This is a genomic window from Kocuria nitroreducens, from assembly GCF_042879195.1.
Classification (GTDB): domain Bacteria; phylum Actinomycetota; class Actinomycetes; order Actinomycetales; family Micrococcaceae; genus Kocuria; species Kocuria nitroreducens.
Window position 1 is genome coordinate 35,506 of record NZ_JBHZTC010000004.1, and the last position, 20,225, is coordinate 55,730.

The following is a 20,225-nucleotide window of genomic DNA, read 5'->3' on the forward strand; positions in this document are numbered from 1 at the left end:
GATTCAGCGACCGGTCAGCTGCCAGGCGTCCTCGGAGCCCTCGGGGTCCTCGGCGCTGTCGCCGTGGTCGGTCGCGGTCCGGGCCAGCGACGCCTCGACCGGGTCCTCGCCGTAGTCGGCCGACCCCCCGGAGCCGCCCTGCGGGGCGGGCGGCTCCTCGCCGCGGATCACGGCGAGGGTCGCGGCGAGGTCGTCGGGCTTGACGAGCACGTCCCGCGCCTTGGACCCCTCCGAGGGCCCGACGACGCCGCGGGACTCCAGCAGGTCCATGAGCCGGCCGGCCTTGGCGAAGCCGACGCGCAGCTTGCGCTGGAGCATGGAGGTGGACCCGAACTGGGTGGTCACCACGAGCTCGGTGGCCTGCAGCAGGACGTCGAGGTCGTCCCCGATGTCCTCGTCGATGGTCTTCCTGGGGGCCTCCTGCACCACGTCCTGGCGGTAGTGGGCCTTCATTTGGCCCTTGACGTGGTCGACGACCTCGTGGATCTCCGACTCGGAGACCCACGCGCCCTGCACGCGCATCGGCTTGGAGGCGCCCATGGGCAGGAACAGGGCGTCGCCCTGTCCGATGAGCTTCTCGGCGCCCGGCTGGTCCAGGACCACGCGGGAGTCGGTGACCGAGGACGTCGCGAACGCCATCCGGGAGGGCACGTTGGCCTTGATCAGGCCGGTGACCACGTCCACGGAGGGCCGCTGGGTCGCGAGCACCAGGTGGATGCCGGCGGCGCGGGCGAGCTGGGTGATCCGCACGATCGCGTCCTCGACGTCGCGCGGGGCGACCATCATGAGGTCCGCGAGCTCGTCGACGATCACGAGCAGGTACGGGTAGGGCCGGATCACGCGCTTGGAACCGGGCTCGGGCTGCACCTTGCCGTTGCGCACGGCCTTGTTGAAGTCGTCGACGTGCTTGTACCCGTAGTGCGAGAGGTCGTCGTAGCGGGCGTCCATCTCCCGCACGACCCACTGCAGCGCCTCGGCGGCCTTCTTGGGGTTGGTGATGATGGGCGTGATCAGGTGCGGCACGCCCTCGTAGGCGGTGAGCTCGACCCGCTTGGGGTCGACCATGACCATCCGCACCTCGTCCGGGGTGGCACGCATCAGGAGCGAGACGATCATCGAGTTGACGAAGCTCGACTTGCCCGCGCCGGTGGCGCCGGCGACGAGCAGGTGCGGCATCTTCGCGAGGTTGGCCACGACGTAGCCGCCCTCGACGTCCTTGCCCACGCCCATCACCATGGGGTGCTCGGTCTTGCGGGCGTTGTGCGAGCGCAGGACGTCGCCCAGGGACACGGTCTCGCGGTCGGTGTTCGGGATCTCGATGCCGATCGCGGAGCGGCCGGGGATCGGCGAGAGGATGCGCACGTCCGCGGAGGCCACGGCATAGGCGATGTTCTTGGACAGCGCCGTGACGCGCTCGACCTTGGTGCCGGAGCCCAGCTCGATCTCGTACCGGGTGACCGTGGGTCCGCGGGAGAAGCCGGTGACCACGGCGTCCACGTTGAACTGCTCCAGGACGCTCGTCAGGGCGGCCACCACGGCGTCGTTGGCCTCGGAGCGCTCCTTCGGCGGCGGCCCCTGCACGAGTGCGCCGGGCACGGGCAGGGAGTAGGCGATGTCCCCCTCGAGCTTGAGCTGCTCCGCGCGCGCGGGGATGGGCGACTCGGGGGTGTGGGTGCGGGCGGTGACGGCCGTGGAGCCGGTGGGCTCGGCGGCCACGTCCTCGAGCGCCGGGGAGCCGGAGCCCGCGGCGGTGTCCGCGGCCGGCTCGAGGCCCTGATCGCGGCGGAGCCGGCGGGCGGCGAGCTGCTCCTGGGTGGGTCGCTTCTGACCCGGCCGCGGGACGTCGCTCCCCTCGGCCGCGGACGTCTCGGCGGGCCCTGCTGCCGTCCCCGCCGCGGCGGCCCGCTGCCGGGCGGCGCGCGCGGAGTCGACGTCGAAGACGCGGGTGGGCGCCTGGTCGTCGGCGGCCTCCTCCTCGACGACGGCGCGCTCGAAGGCCTCGTCCCCGCGGTAGCCGTCCGGGGCGCGCCGCTCGGCCTCGGCCGCCTTGCGCTCACGGCGCTTCTCGCGCCGGGTCTTGGCGGCCTCGGCGCGCGCGGAGTGCTCCTCGAGGTAGGAGCGGTCGTGCCGGGGGGCGGACACGTCGGTCGCGGAGACCGGGCCGTCCTGGCCCATGAGCCGCCAGTAGCCCTGCCGCAGCCGGGGCAGGATGAGGTTGACGGGCGTCGCGGTGACCACGAGCACCGACAGGAACAGGGCCACGACGAAGATGGCGCCGGCCCCGACCGGGGTGATGAGGGAGCTCAGCGGGTCGGCGGCGAGGAAGCCCACGTAGCCGCCGGCGCTCCGGATCGCGTCCTGGCCCTGGCTCGGGGACGGCTGCCCCAGGAGCACGTGCGCCAGGCCGGAGCCCGCGACGACGGCGGCGCCCAGACCGATCGCGATGCGGTTGTTGGCCGAGGTGTCCTCGGGGTGGCGGAAGCGGCGCAGGGCGAAGCCCACGAGGGGCAGCGGCAGCACGAGGGCCGTCCAGCCGAACGTCCCGGCGAGGACCTCGTGCACCGCGACCGCGGGGACCGCCAGCCACGGCGCGGACGCACCGGGCAGGTTCCACCACTCGACGGCCGCGGCGAGCAGGCCGAGCAGCAGCAGGAACAGGGCGCCCCCGTCCCGCAGCGACTCCGCGGGCACGTCGGTGCGCAGGGTGCCCATGCGGCGCACGGCGCCGCCGACCACGTGGGCGAGACCCGTCCAGACGCCGCCGACGACGCGGGCGCACCACGCCAGGGCGGCGCCCAGCCCGTGCAGCACCCGCGGGGAGCTCCCGGCGGGCGCCGAGGAGCCCCGCCCGGCGGTCGACGGACGGCGGGTGGAGGTGGACCGGCTGGATCCCGACGACCGCGCAGAAGACGTGCTGTTCTTGCCACGCGACGTCGAGGCGCCCTTGCGGGCGGGGGAAGTACGAGTCGCCATGCTCCCAGGGTAGACCACGGCCTCCCCCCGTCCGCGGTGCCGCACGGAGGAAGACCTGGCGCTCAGGCCTCGATGACGACCGGGACGATCATGGGCTTTCGGCGCAGCCGGCGGCTGACCCAGGAGCCGATCGTGCGGCGCACCACCTGCTGGAGCTGCTGGGTGGTGTGGTTCTTGCCCGAGTGGTTGATGGCGTCCTCGAGCGCGGCGGTGATCTTCGGCTTGATCTCGTCGAACACGCTGTCGTCCTCGGCCACACCGCGGGCATGCACGTCCGGACCGGTGACGACCTTGCCGGTGTCCCGGTTCACCACGGTGATGACGGAGATGAAGCCCTCCTCGGCGAGCACGAGCCGGTCCTTGAGGTCGGCGTCGGTGATGGTGCCCACGGAGGAGCCGTCCACGTAGACGTAGCCGCACTCGACCTGGCCGGTGATCCGCGCCTCGCCCTCGGCCATGTCCACCACGGTGCCGCCCTCGGCCAGGAGCACGTGGTCGGTGGGCACGCCGGTCGCCTCGGCGAGCTTGCCGTTGGCGATGAGGTGGCGGACCTCCCCGTGCACCGGCATGACGTAGCCCGGCTCCACGATGTTGTAGCAGTACAGCAGCTCGCCCGCGGCGGCGTGCCCGGAGACGTGCACCTTGGCGGTGCCCTTGTGGACCACGTTGGCGCCCAGCCGCATCAGCCCGTTGATGATCCGGAAGACGGAGTTCTCGTTGCCGGGGATGAGCGACGACGCGAGGATCACGGTGTCGCCCTCGGTGAGCTGGACCTTGTGGTCGCCGTTGGCCATGCGGGACAGTGCGGCCATCGGCTCCCCCTGCGACCCGGTGCACATGATGACCAGCTGCGAGTCCGCGTGGTCGTCGATCCGCTTCTGGTCGATCAGGGTGTCCGGGGGGACCTCGAGGTAGCCCAGCTTCTCGGCGATGGTCATGTTGCGCACCATGGACCGCCCCATGAACGCGACCTTGCGCCCGTGCTCGGCGGCGGCGTCGAGCACCTGCTGCACGCGGTGGACGTGCGACGAGAAGGACGCCACCACCACCCGCTTCGGCGCGCGCCCGATCACGTCCGCGAGGACGGGGCCGATGTGCTTCTCCGTGGGGGTGAACCCGGGGACCTCGGCGTTGGTGGAGTCGGTGAGGAACAGGTCCACGCCCTCCTCCCCCAGCCGGGCGAAGTGGCGCAGGTCGGTGATCCGGCCGTCGAGCGGCAGCTGGTCCATCTTGAAGTCGCCAGTGTGCAGGACGGAGCCGGCCCTCGTGCGCAGGAACACCGCGAGGGCGTCGGGGATCGAGTGGTTGACGGCCACGAACTCGCACTCGAACTCGCCGAGCCGCTCCACCTGGCCCTCCCGCACCGCCATGGTGTAGGGCTTGATCCGGTGCTCCTGGAGCTTCGCCTCGATGAGCGCGAGCGTGAGCCGGGAGCCGATCACGGGGATGTCAGGGCGGCGCTTGAGCAGGTACGGGACGGCGCCGATGTGGTCCTCGTGGCCGTGGGTCAGCACCACGGCCACGACGTCGTCGAGCCGGTCGATGATGTGGTTGAGGTCCGGGAGGATGAGGTCCACGCCGGGCTGGGTCTCCTCGGGGAAGAGCACGCCGCAGTCGACCACGAGCAGCTGCCCGTTGATCTCGAAGACCGTCATGTTCCGTCCGACCTCGCCCAGCCCGCCCAGCGGGACGACGCGCAGGACGTCCGGGCCGAGGGCGGGGGGAGCCGACAGGTCGGTGTGCCATTGGGTCATGGGACCCCTTTCGTCAGTCGATGGTCTCGAGGAGGGTGCCGGAGATGACCGAGCCCTGCAGGTCTGCGCGGATCAGGGCGGCCTCGGCCTCCGTGGGCGGGACGTGCGGGAGCCGCACGGTGTTGTGCGGCAGGCGGCCCTGCCACGTGAGGATCGTCTTCGCCGCGACGGCGCCGGGGACCCGGGTCATGGTGGCGCGGACCACGGGCTCGAGCTCGAGGTTGATCCGCTGGGCCGTGCCGAGGTCGTGGGCGCGGATCGCGTCGATGAGCTCGCGGTACCGGGCGGTGGCCACGTGGGTGGTGACGCCGATGAGCCCGGAGGCGCCGATGGCCATCCAGGGCAGGGTCAGCCCGTCGTCGCCCGAGTAGTAGAGCAGGTCGGTCTCGGCCAGCACGCGGGTCGCGGCGAGCAGGTCCGCCTTGGCGTCCTTGACGGCCACGATGTTGGGGTGCCCGGCCAGGGAGATCAGCGTCTCGGTGGCGATCGGGACGCCGGCGCGGCCGGGGATGTCGTAGAGCATGATGGGCAGGTCCACGGAGTCGGCGAGGCTGCGGAAGTGGGCCTCGACGCCCGCCTGGGAGGGCTTGTTGTAGTACGGGGTGACGATGAGCAGTCCGTCCATGCCGAGCTTCTCGGCCGCGCGGGAGAGGTAGCGGGAGTGCTCGGTGTCGTTGGATCCGGTGCCTGCCAGGAGGGGCACGCGGGAGCCGACGGCGTCCTTGACCGCGCGGAACACGGAGAGGTTCTCCTCGTCGGTCATGGTGGAGTACTCGCCGGTGGTGCCGCACACCACGAGGCCGTCGCAGCCGTCGTCGACGAGCTGCTCGGCCATGGTGGCGGTGGCGTCCAGGTCCACGGCGCCGTCCTCGGCGAAGACGGTGATCATCGCGGTGAGCAGCGTCCCGAACAGGGGCTCGGACCGGGTCGCGGGGAGGTCGGCGGAGGAGGGCGAGGCGTTGGCAGTCATGGGTGCCAGGCTACCGTCTCCGCGCCGGGGGCACCGTCCGGCGGGCGGCGGGAGCCCGCCGCGGCCGCGAGCACCTGCTCCCCGCCGGGGCCGTGCGGCGGGCCGTCCCCGTGCCGTCCGCGGGGCCGGTCGTGCCGGCCACGACGGTCAGTCCCGCCCCTCGCCCGGGGGGTCGGCCGACTCCACGTTGCGGGCGGCGCGCCCGCGGGAGAGGGCCACGGCGTCCCGCATGGCGGAGCGGGCGCGGGTCCGGTCCCCGGCGGCCGAGTACGCCAGGGAGAGCCGGTACCAGTTGCGCCAGTCGCCCGGGTCCTCCTCGGTCTGCGCCCGGTAGGTCCCGAAGCGCTCGTCGGCGGCCTCCCGCACGATGCGCCCGCCGGGGGTGCGCGGGAGGTCGTCGGGCGGCAGCCCGCCCTCCTCGTGCAGCGTCCGGCCGAGCTGCTCGGTCCGGACCCCGAACAGGATCTCGCGCACCAGCGCCCACACGCCCACGGCCGGCAGCACCAGCATGGCGACGCCGAACGCCTTGGCGATCCAGCCCTCCGTGCCCAGCAGCAGCACCGCGCGGTGCAGGCTCAGGCCCAGGTAGACCACGAGGAGCGTCACCATGGCCGCGGCGAGCAGCTTCGCCCTGCTCGTCGACTCCAGGAGCGTGAACACGCCCGCGAAGACGAGCACCGCGAGGATCCACAGCTTCGAGCCGCCGGGGATCGGCAGCAGCCACAGGGTCAGCAGGGCTGCCGCGAACAGTCCCCAGACCCAGGCCCGGATCGAGTCCATCGGCGCTACAGGCCCAGGTCGAGGTAGTCCTCGAGGCCGTGCGTGAGCCCCGGGTGCGAGACGACCTGCCGGACGCCGAGCACCACGCCGGTCATGAAGGAGATGCGGTCGAAGGAGTCGTGCCGGATGGTGAGCTGCTCGCCGAGGTTGCCGAGGAGCGTCTCCTGGTGGGCGACCAGCCCGCGCAGGCGCACCGAGTGCACCCGGACGTCGTCCACGAGCGCGCCGCGGGCCCCGTCCGGGTCCTGCTCGGTGGCGTCCGGGGACGGTGCGACCCCCGCGGCCCGACGCGCCTCTCCGACGAGGGCGGCCGTGCGCGCGGCCGTGCCCGAGGGGGCGTCGACCTTGTCCGGGTGGTGCAGCTCGACGATCTCGACGGACTCGAAGAACCGGGCGGCCTGCGCGGAGAAGCGCATGGCCAGGACCGCGCCGATGGAGAAGTTGGGGGCGATGAGCACGCCCACGCCCTGGTGCTGGGCGAGCAGCGCCCGGGTCCGGTCCAGGCCCTCGTCGTCCCAGCCGGTGGTGCCCACGACGCAGTGGATGCCGTGCTCCACGGCGAAGCGCACATTGTGCTCCGTGACCGAGGGGACGGTGAAGTCGATCACGACCTGCGCGCCCGCCGCCACCAGGACCTCGAGGGAGTCCTCGTGGTCGAGCTCCGCGACGAGCTGCAGCCCGTCGGCGCGCCGGACCGCCTGCGCGGCCTCGCTGCCCATCCGGCCGCGGGCGCCGAGGACGGCGACCCTGAGCTCGGAGGCGGGGGTCGCCGTGGCGGTGGTGGTCTCGATGGGGGTGCGCTCGGTCATGGCTCCAACTCTAGGTCACGGGGCGGGTGGGGCCGCCGCCGGGGCGGCCGGCGGCGGCGCGCGGTCAGCGCCGGGTGGGCGCCACGATGGTGGTGACGACCGGTCCCTCGGCCAGCAGGCCGGCGAGCTCCCGGACCTGCTCCGGGGTCACGGAGCGGACCCGGTCCAGGGACTCGTCGATGTCGAGGAACTCCCCGGACTTCAGCTCCGCGGAGCCCAGCCGGGACATCCGCGAGCCGGTGTCCTCGAGGGCGAGCACGGTGCCACCGCCCAGCTGGCCCACGACCTTGCGCAGCTCGTCCGCCCCGATGCCGTCCCGGGCGAGCGTCTCCAGCTCGCCCGTCATGAGCGCCACGACCTCGTCGGTGCGCGCGGGCAGGCATCCGGCGTACATCCCGAAGTAGCCGGCGTCCGAGTAGGCCCCCGAGAAGGAGAACGTGCTGTAGGCCAGGCCGCGCTTCTCGCGGATCTCCTGGAACAGCCGGGAGGACATCCCGCCGCCCAGGGCGGCGTTGAGCACGGTCATCGCGAAGCGGCGGTCGTCCCCGGCCACGAGCCCGGGCCGGCCGACGACCACGTTGGTCTGCTCCACGGGGCGCTCCAGGAAGTGCTCGCCCCAGTCCGGGTGCAGGGGCGCCGGGGTGCGCTCGCGCCGCGGGAGGGGGGCCGCGGGGACGGCCGGGTCCCAGCCCGCGCGCTCGAGGGCCTCGGCGACGAGGGCGACGACGACGTCGTGCTCGAGCCCCCCGGCGGCCGTGACCACGAGGCCCTCGGGCCGGTAGTGGCGGCGGTAGTGCTCGACCACGGCGTCGCGGGGCACCGCGAGGATCTCCTCGGGGGTGCCGCCGATGGGCCGGCCGAGGGGGTGGGCCCCCAGCACGCGCTGGGTGAACTCCTCGAAGGCGACGTCCTCGGGGTCGTCCTTGTCCATCGCGAGCTCCTCGAGGATCACCCCCCGCTCCCGCTCGAGCTCGTCCGGGTCCAGGGCGGCCGACGTCACCATGTCGGTGATGACGTCGATCGACATCGGGAGGTCCTCGGCGAGCACCCGCGCGTAGTAGCACGTGTGCTCCTTGGCCGTGGCCGCGTTGGACTCCCCGCCGACCTCGTCGAAGGCCTCCGCGATCTGCAGCGCCGAGCGCCGCTCGGTGCCCTTGAACAGGAGGTGCTCGAGGAAGTGCGTGGAGCCCCGCCGGCCGGGCTGCTCGTCCCGGGAGCCGACGCCGACCCAGAAGCCGACCGTCACGGCCCGCTGGGCGGGCATCCGCTCGGTGAGCACCCGGGTGCCGCACGGCAGGACCGTGCGGCGGACCACGTTGCCGCCGGCGCCCTCGTGGAGGGTGTGGCTGAAGCCCGCGGCGGCCGTGGTCAGGGCCGCGGCCGCGGCGGAGGGGGAACTGCGGGGAACCGCCGAGAGGCGGGCGTCCGGGCCCGGGGTGCTCCCCGGGCCGCGGTCGCCCGCCTCCAGCGGCAGATCGACTGCCGTCATCCAGCTGCGCTGCTTCCTGTGCTCGTGCGGTTGCTGTGCGCGGGACGGGCCCGGCTCAGGCCTCGGCGGCGTCGTCGTCCTCGGCGGGCACGTTCGGCTCCTCCGCGACCACGGGGGCCAGGGACAGCTTGCCGCGGTCGTCCACCTTCGTGATCTCGACCTGGACCTTCTGGCCCACGCCCAGGACGTCCTCGACGTCGGTGACCCGCTTGCCCTCGTTGAGCTTGCGCAGCTCCGAGATGTGCAGCAGGCCGTCCTTGCCGGGGGTGAGGGAGACGAAGGCGCCGAAGGTCGTGGTCTTGACCACGGTGCCCAGGTAGCGCTCGCCGACCTCGGGGACCTGCGGGTTGGCGATCGCGTTGATCGCCGCGCGGGCCGCCTCGGCGGAGGGTCCGTCGGTGGCGCCGATGTAGACGGTGCCGTCGTCCTCGATCGAGATGTCGGTGCCGGTGTCCTCCTGGATCTGGTTGATCATCTTGCCCTTCGGGCCGATGACCTCGCCGATCTTGGAGACGGGGACGGTCACGGAGATCACGCGCGGGGCGAACTCACTCATCTCGTCGGGCTGGTCGATGGCCGCGTTGAGCACCCCGAGGATGTGCAGCCGGGCCTCGCGGGCCTGGGTCAGCGCGGCGTCCAGCACCGAGGAGGGGATCCCGTCGAGCTTGGTGTCGAGCTGGATCGCGGTCACGAACTCCGAGGTGCCGGCCACCTTGAAGTCCATGTCGCCCAGCGCGTCCTCGGCACCCAGGATGTCGGTCAGCGCGGCGTAGCGGGTCTCCCCGTCCACCTCGTCCGAGACCAGGCCCATGGCGATGCCGGCGACGGGCGCGCGCAGGGGCACGCCGGCGTTGAGCAGCGACAGGGTCGAGGCGCAGACGGAGCCCATCGACGTGGAGCCGTTGGAGCTCAGCGCCTCGGAGACCTGCCGGATCGCGTAGGGGAACTCCTCGCGGGAGGGCAGCACCGGGGTGATGGCCCGCTCGGCCAGCGCGCCGTGGCCGATCTCTCGGCGCTTCGGGGAGCCGACGCGGCCGGTCTCGCCGGTGGAGTACGGCGGGAAGTTGTAGTGGTGGATGTAGCGCTTGTGCTTGACCGGGGACAGCGAGTCGATCTGCTGCTCCAGCTTGAGCATGTTCAGCGTGGTCACGCCCATGATCTGGGTCTCGCCGCGCTCGAAGATCGCGGAGCCGTGCACGCGCGGCAGCACCTCGACCTCGGCGGTGAGCTGGCGGATGTCCGTCAGGCCGCGGCCGTCGATGCGCACCTGCTCGGTGAGGATCCGCTGGCGCACAGTCTGCTTGGTCAGCGCCTGGTAGGCGCCGTTGACCTCGTCCTGGCGGTCGGCGAAGGGCCGGCCCTCACCGGAGAGCTCCGCCAGGGTGCTCTGGTGCAGCTCGTCGGTCGCGGTCTCGCGCTCCTGCTTGTCGGCGATCGAGTAGACCTCGGCGAGCCGGGTGCCGACGGAGGCCGCGACGGCCTCCTGGACGTCGTCCCCGAAGCCGCCGAAGCGGGGCAGCTCCATCTCCGGCTTCCCGGCGCGGGCCCGGAGGTCGGCCTGGGCGTCGCAGAGCGCCTTGAGCGCCGGCTTGGCGGCCTCGAGGCCCTGGGCCACGAGCTCCTCGGTGGGGGCCACGGCGCCGTTGTTCTTGATCAGGTTCCAGGAGTTGTCGGTGGCCTCGGCCTCGACCATCATGATCGCGACGTCCTCGGTGCCGTCCCGCCCGGTGACGACGCGGCCGGCCACGGCCATGTCGAACACGGCGTTCTCGAGCTGCGAGTGCTTCGGGAACGCCACCCACTGGTGCTGGCCGTTCTCCCCCGCCATGAGCGCCACGCGCACACCGCCGACGGGGCCCTGGAAGGGCATCCCGGACAGGGTCGTGGCCATCGACGCGGCGTTGATCGCGACGGTGTTGTAGACCTCGTCCGGGTTCATGGACAGGATCGTGACGACGACCTGCACCTCGTTGCGGATGCCCTTGCCGAAGGCCGGGCGCAGCGGGCGGTCGATGAGCCGGCAGGTGAGGATCGCGTCCGTGGAGGGGCGGCCCTCGCGGCGGAAGAACGAGCCCGGGATGCGCCCGGCGGCGTACATCCGCTCCTCGACGTCGACCGTCAGGGGGAAGAAGTCGAAGCCCTGGCGGGGGGACTTGCCCACCGTGGTGGCGGCGAGCATGGTGGTGTCCTCGTCGATGGAGACGAGGGTGGAGCCGGCGGCCTGCTTGGCGAGGCGGCCGGTCTCGAAGCGCACGACGCGCTTTCCGTAGGAGCCGTTGTCGATGACGGCTTCGGCGTACTGGATCTCGGGACCCTCCAAGGGTCACCTCCGTTTCGTGTCGGCGGGACCGTCCGCGCGTCACCCGGTCTTCGATCGAGATCCACGGAAGGGCCGGGGCCGCGGGGGCCGTCCGGTGTCCGGAGATCACTACCGAGGACCGCGAATGATCGGCGCGGTGGCCCCGTCTGGTGTTCGATGGTGCTGTCTCTGGTGGTGCAGCACGCCCGTCCGGCTGCTGTGCCGTGCGGGCGCGGTGCTCGGCGGCGTCCTCCCGTTGCCGGGCGGACGCCGCCGGGTGCCGACTAGCGGCGCAGGCCGAGCCGCTCGATGAGCGTGCGGTAGCGCGTGATGTCGGTGGCGCGCAGGTAGGTCAGCATGCGGCGACGGCGACCGACCAGGGCCATCAGGCCGCGGCGGGTGTGGTGGTCGTGCTTGTGCTGCTTCAGGTGCTCCGTCAGATCAGCGATCCGGCGGGTCAGGACCGCGATCTGCACCTCGGGCGAACCGGTGTCGCCCTCGTGGGTCGCGAAGTCCTTGATGATCTCCTGCTTGATGGCGGCGTGGAGTGCCACGTGTAACTCCGTTCGAGTCAGTACCGTGCGGCCCGGACGACGGGCTCGTCGCCGGGTCCCGGGGGTCCCCGGGGGTCCGACAACCACGGACTGCAGTCGGACCGCCGTCCAGTCTAGCGGACGCCGGCTCACCGCCCCACCCCCGGGCCGTGCGGCGCGCTGCGCTGGGCCTCCCCCGGCCGGTGGGCCAAGATGGGAGGGACACCGGTACGGGCGCACGGGCGTCCGGGCCGGGCGGGCGAGACCCGCAGGACGGGACGAGCAGGACGAGACGAGCAGGAGCAGCGCGTGAGCAAGGACGAGAAGGGCGGACGGGGCCTGGCGGTCGCCGACCGCACGCACACGATGCGGGACGGCCGGCGCATCCCCGCGATCGGGCTGGGCACCTACCCGATGGACGACGCCGAGGCCGAGGCCAACGTCGCCGAGGCCCTGATGCTGGGCTACCGGATGGTCGACACCGCGGTGAACTACGGCAACGAGACCGGCGTGGGGCGCGCGATCGCGGCGGCCGGCGTCCCGCGCGACGAGCTGTTCCTCACCACCAAGCTGCCGGGCCGGGACCACGGCACGGACTCCGTGCGACGTTCGCTCGAGGGCTCCCTGCGGCGCCTGGGCACCGACCACGTGGACCTCTACCTCATCCACTGGCCGAACCCGTCGGTGGGCCGGTACGTCGAGACGTGGCGGACGATGCTGGAGCTGCAGCAGGAAGGGCTCGTCCGCTCGGTGGGGGTGTCCAACTTCACACCCGCCCACCTCCGGCGCCTGGTCGAGGAGACCGGCGAGACGCCGGCGGTCAACCAGGTGGAGCTGCACCCGCAGTACCAGCAGGAGCGGCTGCGGGAGTTCCACCAGGAGCACCGCATCGTCACCCAGGCCTGGTCCCCGCTGGGCCGCAAGACCGACCTGCTCCAGCACGAGTGGATCGCGCGGATCGCCCGGCGGACCGGCCGGACCCCGGCGCAGGTCGTCCTCCGCTGGCACCTGCAGTCGCACACCGTGCCGGTCCCGAAGAGCTCCGATCCCCGGCGCATGGCCGAGAACCTCGACGTCTTCGACTGGGAGCTGGACGAGGACCAGATGCACCGGATGCAGATGCTGCACACGGGCATCAGCGGGTCCGGCTACGACCCGAACACGCACGAGGAGATGTAGGGGGCGGGCCGGGGCTCAGGCCTCGGCCGCCAGGATGCCGCGGGTGCGCTCGACGTCGTCGTCCATCTGCGCCACGAGCTTGTCGACGCCCTCGTAGGCGACCATCCCGCGCAGCCGGGCGACGAACTCCACGACCACCTCCTGGCCGTAGAGGTCGAAGTCCTCGACCCGCTCCTGGGGGCGGTCGATGACGTGCGCCTCGACCTGCCGGGGCACGTTCTCGAACGTGGGGTTGGACCCCACGGAGACCGCGGTGGGCCAGCGCGTGCCGTGGGCGTCGACCAGCCACCCGGCGTACACCCCGTCCGCGGGGACGAACCCGGCCGCGTCCGGGGAGAGGTTGGCCGTGGGATAGCCGAGCTCCCGCCCGCGGGCGGCACCGTGCACCACCTCGCCGCGCACCCGGTGGTGGCGCCCGAGCAGCCGGGCGGCCGCGCGGACGTCCCCGGCCTGCAGGCAGGCCCGGATCCACGTGGAGGAGCAGCGGCGCCCTCCTGCGGTGGACGCGGCCGGGGCGTGCTCCGGGTGCTCCACGTGCAGGGGGTCGAGCAGGTCGTCGACCACCCGGACCTCGAACCCGTGGCGCCGCCCTAGCTCCTGCAGCGTGCCGATGTTGCCGGAGTTGTCCTTGCCCAGGCGCGTGTCCTCGCCCACCACGAGGCAGCGCGCCCCGAGCGGCCCCACGAGCGTGCTCAGCACGAACTGCTCGGTGGACTGGTCCGCGAACTCCAGGGTGTACTCCAGCACGAGGGCGGCGTCCGCGCCGGCCCGCTCGAGGGCGTCCAGCTTGTCCGCGGTGCCCATGATCAGTTCCGGGTGGCTGCCGGGGCGGTGCACCTGCGCGGGGTGGGGGTCGAACGTCACGACCACCGACGCCCAGCCCCGCTCGCGGGCCGAGTCGGCGAGCTGGGACAGCACCCGCTGGTGGCCCCGGTGGACACCGTCGAAATTGCCGATGGTGACCACCGACGGGCCGAAGCCCGGGGGGACGTCAGAGAGATCTCGCCAGCGGAACACGGTTCTCCTCGCAGGAACGGAACAGGCAGGTCAGGGTCGGGACGGGGCGGGCTGTGGCGGGACGGGACGGGGCGGACCGCCGGGCCCCTCCGGGCGGGCGTCGGCCGGCGACGGCGGACCGTCCCACGGGGCCTGCGGGGAACGGGGGTCCTCCGCGCCGAGGGTCAGGATCCAGGCATCGACCGAGGCGCCGCGCTGCTCCATGAACCCGTCGATCCGCACCGGGGAGCGGAAGCCGAGCCGCCAGGCGAGCTTGCGGCTCGCCCAGTTGGGGACCTTCGCCATCCAGTAAGCATAGGTGAGGCCCAGGGACCCGAAGGCGTGCTCGAGCAGCAGCCGGCAGGCGGCCTCGGCGGCGCCGGTGCCCCGGGCGCGGGGGCCGAAGTTGAGCCCGATGTCCGCCGTGGTCCCGCGCAGGGCGTTGAGCCCCACCGTCCCGTGCAGCCGGTCGGTCCGGGCGTCCACGACGGCCCAGTTGTACTCGCGGCCGGCCCGCCACGCCTCCGGGACGAACTCCTCGACGTACCAGCGGGCATCGGCCTCCGTGTAGCCGAGGGGCACGGTGGTGAACTCCGCGGCCGCGGGGTCCGCGCAGTTGCGGGCCAGCTGCGGGACGTCGCGCTCCTCGAGCCGGCGCAGCACCACGGTGCCGTCGGTGAGGACCGGGACGTCGTAGTCGTCGGCGCCGTCGGGGCGTACGGGCATCGGCGGGGGTCCTTTCGGGAGGCGTGCGGCACGGGGCGCTCCGGCCCGCGACCGAGCCTACCCGGTGCGTGCCGGGGCCCCGTCCGGGACGGGCCGCCGGTCAGGCGGCTGCTCGCCCGCCCCGGGGCCGGGACCGGCGGAGCCACAGGAGGCCGATCACCGGCAGCACCAGCGGGACGTAGCCGTAGTCCTGCCCGAAGTGGGACCACACGCTGGCCTCCGGGAACAGTTCCGGGGCGAGCACCGACAGCAGGCCCACGCCGAGCACGCCGAGCAGCTCCACGGCCACGGCGGCCGTGGCCAGCCGGTGCCAGCGGGGCCCGGGCCGGGCGAGGGCCACGGTGGCCACCACGTAGACGGCCGCGGCGAACGCGGAGAGCAGGTACGGCAGGGGCGCGGCCCCGAAGCCGGTCGTGACCTGGTAGAGCGAGCGGACACCGGCCGACAGGGAGAACACGGCGTAGACCACGACGACCAGCCGGCCGAAGCCCGAGGACTTGCGGTCGCTGCGCGCGCCGGCGGTGCGGGGCCCGAAGCGCCGCTGCAGCCGGGTGGGGCCGTTCTGCGGGGACTCGTGCGTCATCGGGGCGTCTCCTGCGGGGTCGTGGCGGTCCGGGATCGGGTGCGGGGGCTCACTGGTAGTACCAGATGAAGTTCATGCGGTAGACCATGATCGCGACCACGGGCCCGGCGGCCGCGAGCACCCAGTTGGACCAGCCCGAGCGCTCCACGAGCGACCACACGAAGGTTCCCGCCGGGATGAGCAGCGCGGTCAGCAGGTAGCCCCAGTACTCGAGGGCCGAACCTGTGGGTCCGGGACCCAGCACGTGCATCACGACCGAGCCCACGGCGTAGAGGAGCAGGAACGCCTCGAGCAGCAGCACGGAGCCCTGGGTCCAGTCGTCGGGCCGCCGCCCGCGCGCGGCCTGCACGACGCACACCAGGAAGGAGAGGGCGCCCAGCAGGACCGCGGCCCAGAACCAGCCGTCGTAGCCCCACAGCATCAGCGCTCCCCCCGCGGGGCCTCCGGCGGCGCGAGGAAGCGCTCCCCGGGCAGGAAGACGAGGACGGGCTTGGCGGTGCGCTCGCCGCGGTGGCCGCGGTCGGACAGCAGGGCCACGAGCCGCCCGTCGGGGGCGAGGCCGGCGGTGACCGCGTCGTTGTCGAGCGGACCCCGGCGGTGCTCCTCGCCGCCGTCCGTGGCGCTGGGTCCGATCCGGCGGCCGTGGGCGACGTCCTCGGCCTCCGCGGCGGTCAGCCGGCGGGCCGGGAACAGCCCGGCGGCCGCCGCCTCGAGGCTCGTCACGGGCAGCGGCCGGCCGGCGGCCACCTCCGCGGCGAGCTCGTCGAGGGACGACGCGTCCTCGAGGGACCACGCGCCCACCCGGGTGCGGCGCAGCGCGGTCAGGTGACCGCCCACCCCGAGGCCGGCGCCGAGGTCCCGGGCCAGGGCCCGGACGTAGGTGCCCGAGCTGCAGGTCACCGTGACGTCGACGTCGAGGACCGCCCGCCCGGCGTCGTCGGCGGTGCGCACGAGCCGGTGCACGGCGAACTCGGACACGGTGACGGGGCGCGCCGCGAGCTCCACGTCCTGCCCGGCCCGGACCTGGGCGTAGGCGCGGCGGCCCTCGACCTTGATGGCGCTGACCTTCGCGGGGACCTGCTGGATGTCCCCGGTGAGCCGGGCGACGCCGGCGGCCACCGCGCCCTCGTCCACCGCGGCCACGGCCCCGGGGTCGGCGACGTCGAGCACCTCTCCCTCGGCGTCGTCGGTCACGGTGGTCAGGCCGAGCCGGATCGTCGCCGCGTACGTCTTGTGCTGCCCGACGACCCAGGTCAGCAGGCGGGTGGCCCGGTCGACGCCGAGGACCAGCACGCCCGTCGCCATGGGGTCCAGGGTCCCGGCGTGGCCGACCTTGCGGGTGCCCGCGAGGCGGCGGGTGCGGGCGACGACGTCGTGACTGGTCCAGCCGGCGGGCTTGTCCACGACCACGAGCCCGGACGGTGTCGGCAGGGACGGGTCCGGGCTCGGGACGTCAGGATGCATGCGGGTCACTTCCCCGGTGCCTCCGCCTGCTCAGCGGTCCCGGGAGGACTCGTCGTCCTCCTCGGCCGGCTTCCGGTAGGGGTCCTCCCCGGCGGCCCAGCTCGCGCCCGCGGCCTGGGCGGCGACCTCGGCGTCCTTCTCCTTCGCGGCGCGCAGCACCTCCTCGAGGTGGGAGGCGTTGACCGGGATCTCGTCCGGGACGAAGGTCAGGGTGGGGGTCAGGCGGGCCGTGATGTTGCGGCCGACCTCGCTGCGCAGGACGCCCTTGGCGGACTCGAGGGCGGCGCGGGTGCTCTCCTGCTCCTCCGCGGTGCCGAACACGGTGTAGTAGAGGGTGGCGTGCTGGAGGTCGTTGGTGACGCGGGCGTCCGTGATGGTCACGAAGCCCAGCCGGGGGTCCTTGACCCGGCGCTCGAGCGCCTGGGCCACGACGACCTTGATCCGGTCGGCGAGTCGGGCGGCGCGTGCTGCGTCGGCCATGGTGGGTGCTCCTCGGGTCGGGACGGTGCGGTGCTCGAAGCAGTGCTGGGAACAGTGGTGCAACGGGGGCGGCGGCACGGGCGGGCGCTGGGCCCGCCCGTGCCGCCGCGGGTGTCCCGCGCTCGGGGCGCGGAACTCGGGACGGGTCAGGCGCGCGGCTTCTCGCGCATCTCCCACGTCTCGATGAGGTCGCCCTCGTGGATGTCGTTGAAGGAGCCGAGTCCGATGCCGCACTCGTAGCCCTCGCGGACCTCGGTCGCGTCGTCCTTGAACCGGCGCAGCGAGTCGATCGTGAGGTTGTCCGCCACGACGCTGCCGTCCCGGACGAGCCGGGCCTTCGAGTTGCGGCGGATGGTGCCCTTGGTGATGTAGGCACCGGCGATGTTGCCCCACTTGGAGGAGCGGTACACCTCGCGGATCTCGGCGGTGCCGAGCTCCACCTCCTCGTACTCCGGCTTGAGCATGCCCTTGAGCGCGCTCTCGACGTCGTCGATGGCGTTGTAGATCACCGAGTAGAACTTCATCTCGACGCCCTCGCGGTCGGCCAGTTCCGTCACGCGCTCGGCGGGACGGACGTTGAAGCCGATGATGATCGCGTTGTCCACGGTCGCCAGGTTGACGTCGTTCTGGGTGATGGCGCCGACGCCGCGGTGGATGACCCGCAGCTGGACCTCCTCGCCCACGTCGATCTTGAGCAGCGAGTCCTCGAGCGCCTCCACGGCACCGGACACGTCGCCCTTGATGATGAGGTTGAGCGTGTCGATCTTGCCGGCGGCCACGGCCTCGTCGAAGGACTCGAGCGTGATCCGCTTGCGGCGCTTGGCGAGCAGGGCGTTGCGGTCCGCCGCCTGGCGCTTCTCGGCGATCTGGCGCGCGGTGCGCTCCTCCGGGGTGGAGAGGAACGTGTCGCCCGCCCGGGGCACGGAGTCGAGACCCAGGACCTGCACGGGCCGCGAGGGACCCGCCTCCTCGACGGACTGCCCGTTCTCGTTGAACATGGCGCGCACGCGGCCGTACGCGGCACCGGCGACGATCGCGTCGCCGACGTGCAGCGTGCCGGACTGGACCAGCACGGTCGAGACCGCACCGCGCCCCTTGTCCAGGTTCGCCTCGATGGCCACGCCGCGGGCGTCCTTGTTCGGGTTCGCCGTCAGCTCGAGCGCACCGTCCGCGGTCAGCACGATCGCGTCCAGCAGGTCGTCGATGTTGAGGTTCTGGCGCGCGGAGACGTCGACGAACATGGTGTCGCCGCCGTACTCCTCGGGGACCAGGCCGTACTCGGTGAGCTGGCCGCGGATCTTCTCCGGGTTCGCCTCGGGCTTGTCGATCTTGTTGACCGCCACCACGATCGGCACGCCGGCGGCCTGGGCGTGGTTGAGCGCCTCGACCGTCTGCGGCATGACGCCGTCGTCCGCGGCGACCACGAGCACGGCGATGTCCGTCACCTGGGCACCACGGGCACGCATGGCGGTGAACGCCTCGTGGCCCGGGGTGTCGATGAACGTGATCTGCCGCTCCTGGCCGTCGACCTCGGTGTCGATCTGGTAGGCACCGATGTGCTGGGTGATGCCACCGGCCTCCCCCTCGATCACCTTCGTGTTGCGGATCGCGTCGAGCAGGCGGGTCTTGCCGTGGTCGACGTGGCCCATGACGGTGACGACCGGGGGACGCGCCTCGAGGACGTCCTCGCCCTCGGCCGCGGCCTCAGCCTCCAGGTCGATGTCGAAGGACTCGAAGAGCTCGCGCTCCTCGTCCTCCGGCGAGACGACCTGGATCCTGTACCCGAGCTCGGCGCCCAGCAGCTGGAAGGTCTCCTCGTCGAGGGACTGCGTCTGCGTGGCCATCTCCCCCAGGTGGATGAGCACCGTGACGAGGGAGGCCGGGTTCGCGTTGATCTTCTCGGCGAAGTCCGTCAGGGACGAGCCGCGGCGCAGCCGCACCACCGTGGTGCCGTCGCCGTGGGGCACGGAGACGCCACCGACGGACGGGGCCTTCATCTGCTCGAGCTCCTGGCGCTTCGCCCGCTTCGACTTGCGCTGCTTGCCACGGGCACCGCCGCGCCCGAAGGCACCCTGGGTGCCGCCGCGGCCACCGCGGCCGGGGCCGCCGCCGGGACGGGAGAACCCGCCCCCGCCGCCGCCCGGACCGCCGCGGCGGGGACCTGCGCCGCCGCCGGCCGGCCGGGAGCCGATCGGGGCCACGCCGGTGGTGTGACCGGGCATCATGTTCGGGCTCGGGCGCGCGCCACCGGGGCGGGGACCGCCCTGGGGACGGGGGCCGCCCTGGCCCTGCGGTCGGGGACCGCCCTGGCTCTGGCCCTGGGGACGGGGACCGCCCTGCCCCTGGCCCTGCGGTCGGGGACCGCCCTGGCGCTCGGGGCGGCCCGAGCGCATGCCCTGCTGGGCGGCGAACGGGTTGTTGCCCGGACGCGGACCGGCCGGGCGGGGAGCACCCGGTCGCGGCGCGGCCGAGCCCGGACGGGGCGCGGTGCCACCGGGGCGCGGCGCGGCCGAGCCCGGACGGGGCGCCCCGGTGCGGCCCATGCCCTGCTGGCTGGCGAACGGGTTGTTGCCCGGGCGCGGACCCGGGGCGGGTGCCTTGGCGCCCGGGGACGCCGGGCGCTGCGGCGCGGAGCGCTCCGGGGCGGAGGACTGCTCGGGCGACCGCTGCTCGGGCTCCTTGGCGGCAGGCCGCTGCTCGGCTGCCTTCTCGGGCGCCTTCTCCGCTGCCTTCTCGGCAGGCTTGGCGGCCGCCGGGCCCGGGGCGGGCGCGGTGGTGCCGGGCCGGGGCGCCGTGCTGGGCTTCGACGCGGGCCGGCCGGCGGGTGCCGCGGCAGGCGGGGCGGACTTCTCCGCCCGGCCGGCGAGGGCGGAGCGCAGCTTCTTGGCGACGGGCGGCTCGACGGTCGAGGACGCGCCTCGGACGAACTCACCCAGGGTCTGAAGCGTGGAAATCGCTTCTTTGGACGTTATTCCGAGCTCTTTCGCGAGCTCGTGAACGCGGGGCTTGGCCACTTCTCTCCTGTCTCGGTTCGCACCGAAACAGGCACGAACCACTTATTTTCCGTTGAGGCTCCCGGAGCATCGGCCGTCGAGGACGGCGCGGGGTCGCGGGAGGCCGTTGGCAGAGCACAACGAAGCACTCATCGCTGGGCACTCATCGGTTTTCCATCGGTTCTCTGACTCGCTTT

The 20,225-nt window shown here is 73.2% G+C and carries 16 protein-coding genes; 1 reads left to right on the forward strand and 15 read right to left on the reverse strand.

The genetic code is table 11. From position 1 onward, the window contains the following. Window positions 1–3: 3 nt before the first annotated feature. The 8 genes from ACFYE1_RS03465 to rpsO form a co-directional block, all read right to left on the reverse strand. Window positions 4–2,973, reverse strand: a complete 2,970-nt coding sequence (locus tag ACFYE1_RS03465; RefSeq protein WP_387739977.1) for an FtsK/SpoIIIE family DNA translocase — start codon at window positions 2,971–2,973, stop codon at window positions 4–6. Between the two features lie 62 nt (window positions 2,974–3,035). Then, the gene (locus tag ACFYE1_RS03470; RefSeq protein ID WP_387739978.1) at window positions 3,036–4,727 is read right to left on the reverse strand and encodes a ribonuclease J; all 1,692 of its coding nucleotides are present in this window, start codon (window positions 4,725–4,727) and stop codon (window positions 3,036–3,038) included. Window positions 4,728–4,740: 13 nt separating this feature from the next. Then, a complete protein-coding gene (gene dapA, locus ACFYE1_RS03475) occupies window positions 4,741–5,697 on the reverse strand; it encodes a 4-hydroxy-tetrahydrodipicolinate synthase (protein WP_387739979.1) in 957 nt (318 codons plus the stop codon). 147 nt (window positions 5,698–5,844) lie between these two features. Then, entirely contained in the window at window positions 5,845–6,477 is a 633-nt protein-coding gene (locus ACFYE1_RS03480) for a hypothetical protein (RefSeq protein WP_387739980.1), read from the reverse strand. A 5-nt stretch (window positions 6,478–6,482) separates the two neighbouring features. Then, window positions 6,483–7,286 carry a 4-hydroxy-tetrahydrodipicolinate reductase gene (dapB, locus tag ACFYE1_RS03485; RefSeq protein ID WP_387739982.1) on the reverse strand — a complete coding sequence of 268 codons (804 nt, stop codon included), beginning with the start codon at window positions 7,284–7,286 and terminating at the stop codon, window positions 6,483–6,485. Between the two features lie 64 nt (window positions 7,287–7,350). Continuing rightward, window positions 7,351–8,775, reverse strand: a complete 1,425-nt coding sequence (locus ACFYE1_RS03490; RefSeq protein ID WP_387739985.1) for a M16 family metallopeptidase — start codon at window positions 8,773–8,775, stop codon at window positions 7,351–7,353. Window positions 8,776–8,830: 55 nt separating this feature from the next. Beyond that, window positions 8,831–11,095, reverse strand: a complete 2,265-nt coding sequence (locus ACFYE1_RS03495) for a polyribonucleotide nucleotidyltransferase (protein WP_387739987.1) — start codon at window positions 11,093–11,095, stop codon at window positions 8,831–8,833. 263 nt (window positions 11,096–11,358) lie between these two features. Beyond that, complete coding sequence (gene rpsO / locus ACFYE1_RS03500) at window positions 11,359–11,628, reverse strand: 30S ribosomal protein S15 (RefSeq protein WP_387739989.1); 270 nt, start codon at window positions 11,626–11,628, stop codon at window positions 11,359–11,361. Window positions 11,629–11,973: 345 nt separating this feature from the next. Here rpsO and ACFYE1_RS03505 point away from each other — a divergent pair, with 345 nt between their 5' ends. After that, window positions 11,974–12,786 carry an aldo/keto reductase gene (locus ACFYE1_RS03505; protein ID WP_387740244.1) on the forward strand — a complete coding sequence of 271 codons (813 nt, stop codon included), beginning with the start codon at window positions 11,974–11,976 and terminating at the stop codon, window positions 12,784–12,786. A gap of 15 nt (window positions 12,787–12,801) precedes the next feature. On the opposite strand, the gene ACFYE1_RS03510 is transcribed toward ACFYE1_RS03505, so the two are convergent. The 7 genes from ACFYE1_RS03510 to infB all read right to left on the reverse strand — a co-directional run bounded on the left by ACFYE1_RS03510 (window position 12,802) and on the right by infB (window position 20,049). Beyond that, the gene (locus tag ACFYE1_RS03510) at window positions 12,802–13,803 is read right to left on the reverse strand and encodes a bifunctional riboflavin kinase/FAD synthetase (RefSeq protein ID WP_387739992.1); all 1,002 of its coding nucleotides are present in this window, start codon (window positions 13,801–13,803) and stop codon (window positions 12,802–12,804) included. Between the two features lie 30 nt (window positions 13,804–13,833). Continuing rightward, window positions 13,834–14,508, reverse strand: a complete 675-nt coding sequence (locus ACFYE1_RS03515; RefSeq protein WP_387739994.1) for a GNAT family N-acetyltransferase — start codon at window positions 14,506–14,508, stop codon at window positions 13,834–13,836. A gap of 100 nt (window positions 14,509–14,608) precedes the next feature. Continuing rightward, window positions 14,609–15,091 (reverse strand): hypothetical protein, encoded by a 483-nt coding sequence (locus ACFYE1_RS03520; protein WP_387739997.1) that lies wholly within the window; start codon window positions 15,089–15,091, stop codon window positions 14,609–14,611. Window positions 15,092–15,140: 49 nt separating this feature from the next. Continuing rightward, window positions 15,141–15,512: a hypothetical protein gene (locus ACFYE1_RS03525; protein ID WP_387740000.1), complete on the reverse strand. Its 372-nt coding sequence runs from the start codon at window positions 15,510–15,512 to the stop codon at window positions 15,141–15,143. After that, window positions 15,512–16,555, reverse strand: coding sequence for a tRNA pseudouridine(55) synthase TruB (truB, locus tag ACFYE1_RS03530; RefSeq protein WP_387740003.1), 1,044 nt, complete (start codon window positions 16,553–16,555; stop codon window positions 15,512–15,514). The genes ACFYE1_RS03525 and truB overlap by 1 nt, the downstream gene beginning before the upstream one ends. A 30-nt stretch (window positions 16,556–16,585) precedes the next feature. Beyond that, the gene (gene rbfA / locus ACFYE1_RS03535) at window positions 16,586–17,035 is read right to left on the reverse strand and encodes a 30S ribosome-binding factor RbfA (protein WP_387740005.1); all 450 of its coding nucleotides are present in this window, start codon (window positions 17,033–17,035) and stop codon (window positions 16,586–16,588) included. Window positions 17,036–17,181: 146 nt separating this feature from the next. After that, a complete protein-coding gene (gene infB / locus ACFYE1_RS03540; RefSeq protein ID WP_387740007.1) occupies window positions 17,182–20,049 on the reverse strand; it encodes a translation initiation factor IF-2 in 2,868 nt (955 codons plus the stop codon). Between the last annotated feature and the right edge of the window lie 176 nt (window positions 20,050–20,225).

Coding starts and splice junctions, on each gene's coding strand:
- ACFYE1_RS03465 (WP_387739977.1), bottom strand. CDS start 2,973: ATGGCGACTCGTACTTCCCCCGCCCGCAAGGGCGCCTCGACGTCGCGT.
- ACFYE1_RS03470 (WP_387739978.1), bottom strand. CDS start 4,727: ATGACCCAATGGCACACCGACCTGTCGGCTCCCCCCGCCCTCGGCCCG.
- dapA (WP_387739979.1), bottom strand. CDS start 5,697: ATGACTGCCAACGCCTCGCCCTCCTCCGCCGACCTCCCCGCGACCCGG.
- ACFYE1_RS03480 (WP_387739980.1), bottom strand. CDS start 6,477: ATGGACTCGATCCGGGCCTGGGTCTGGGGACTGTTCGCGGCAGCCCTG.
- dapB (WP_387739982.1), bottom strand. CDS start 7,286: ATGACCGAGCGCACCCCCATCGAGACCACCACCGCCACGGCGACCCCC.
- ACFYE1_RS03490 (WP_387739985.1), bottom strand. CDS start 8,775: ATGACGGCAGTCGATCTGCCGCTGGAGGCGGGCGACCGCGGCCCGGGG.
- ACFYE1_RS03505 (WP_387740244.1), top strand. CDS start 11,974: ATGCGGGACGGCCGGCGCATCCCCGCGATCGGGCTGGGCACCTACCCG.
- ACFYE1_RS03515 (WP_387739994.1), bottom strand. CDS start 14,508: ATGCCCGTACGCCCCGACGGCGCCGACGACTACGACGTCCCGGTCCTC.
- ACFYE1_RS03520 (WP_387739997.1), bottom strand. CDS start 15,091: ATGACGCACGAGTCCCCGCAGAACGGCCCCACCCGGCTGCAGCGGCGC.
- ACFYE1_RS03525 (WP_387740000.1), bottom strand. CDS start 15,512: ATGCTGTGGGGCTACGACGGCTGGTTCTGGGCCGCGGTCCTGCTGGGC.
- truB (WP_387740003.1), bottom strand. CDS start 16,555: ATGCATCCTGACGTCCCGAGCCCGGACCCGTCCCTGCCGACACCGTCC.
- rbfA (WP_387740005.1), bottom strand. CDS start 17,035: ATGGCCGACGCAGCACGCGCCGCCCGACTCGCCGACCGGATCAAGGTC.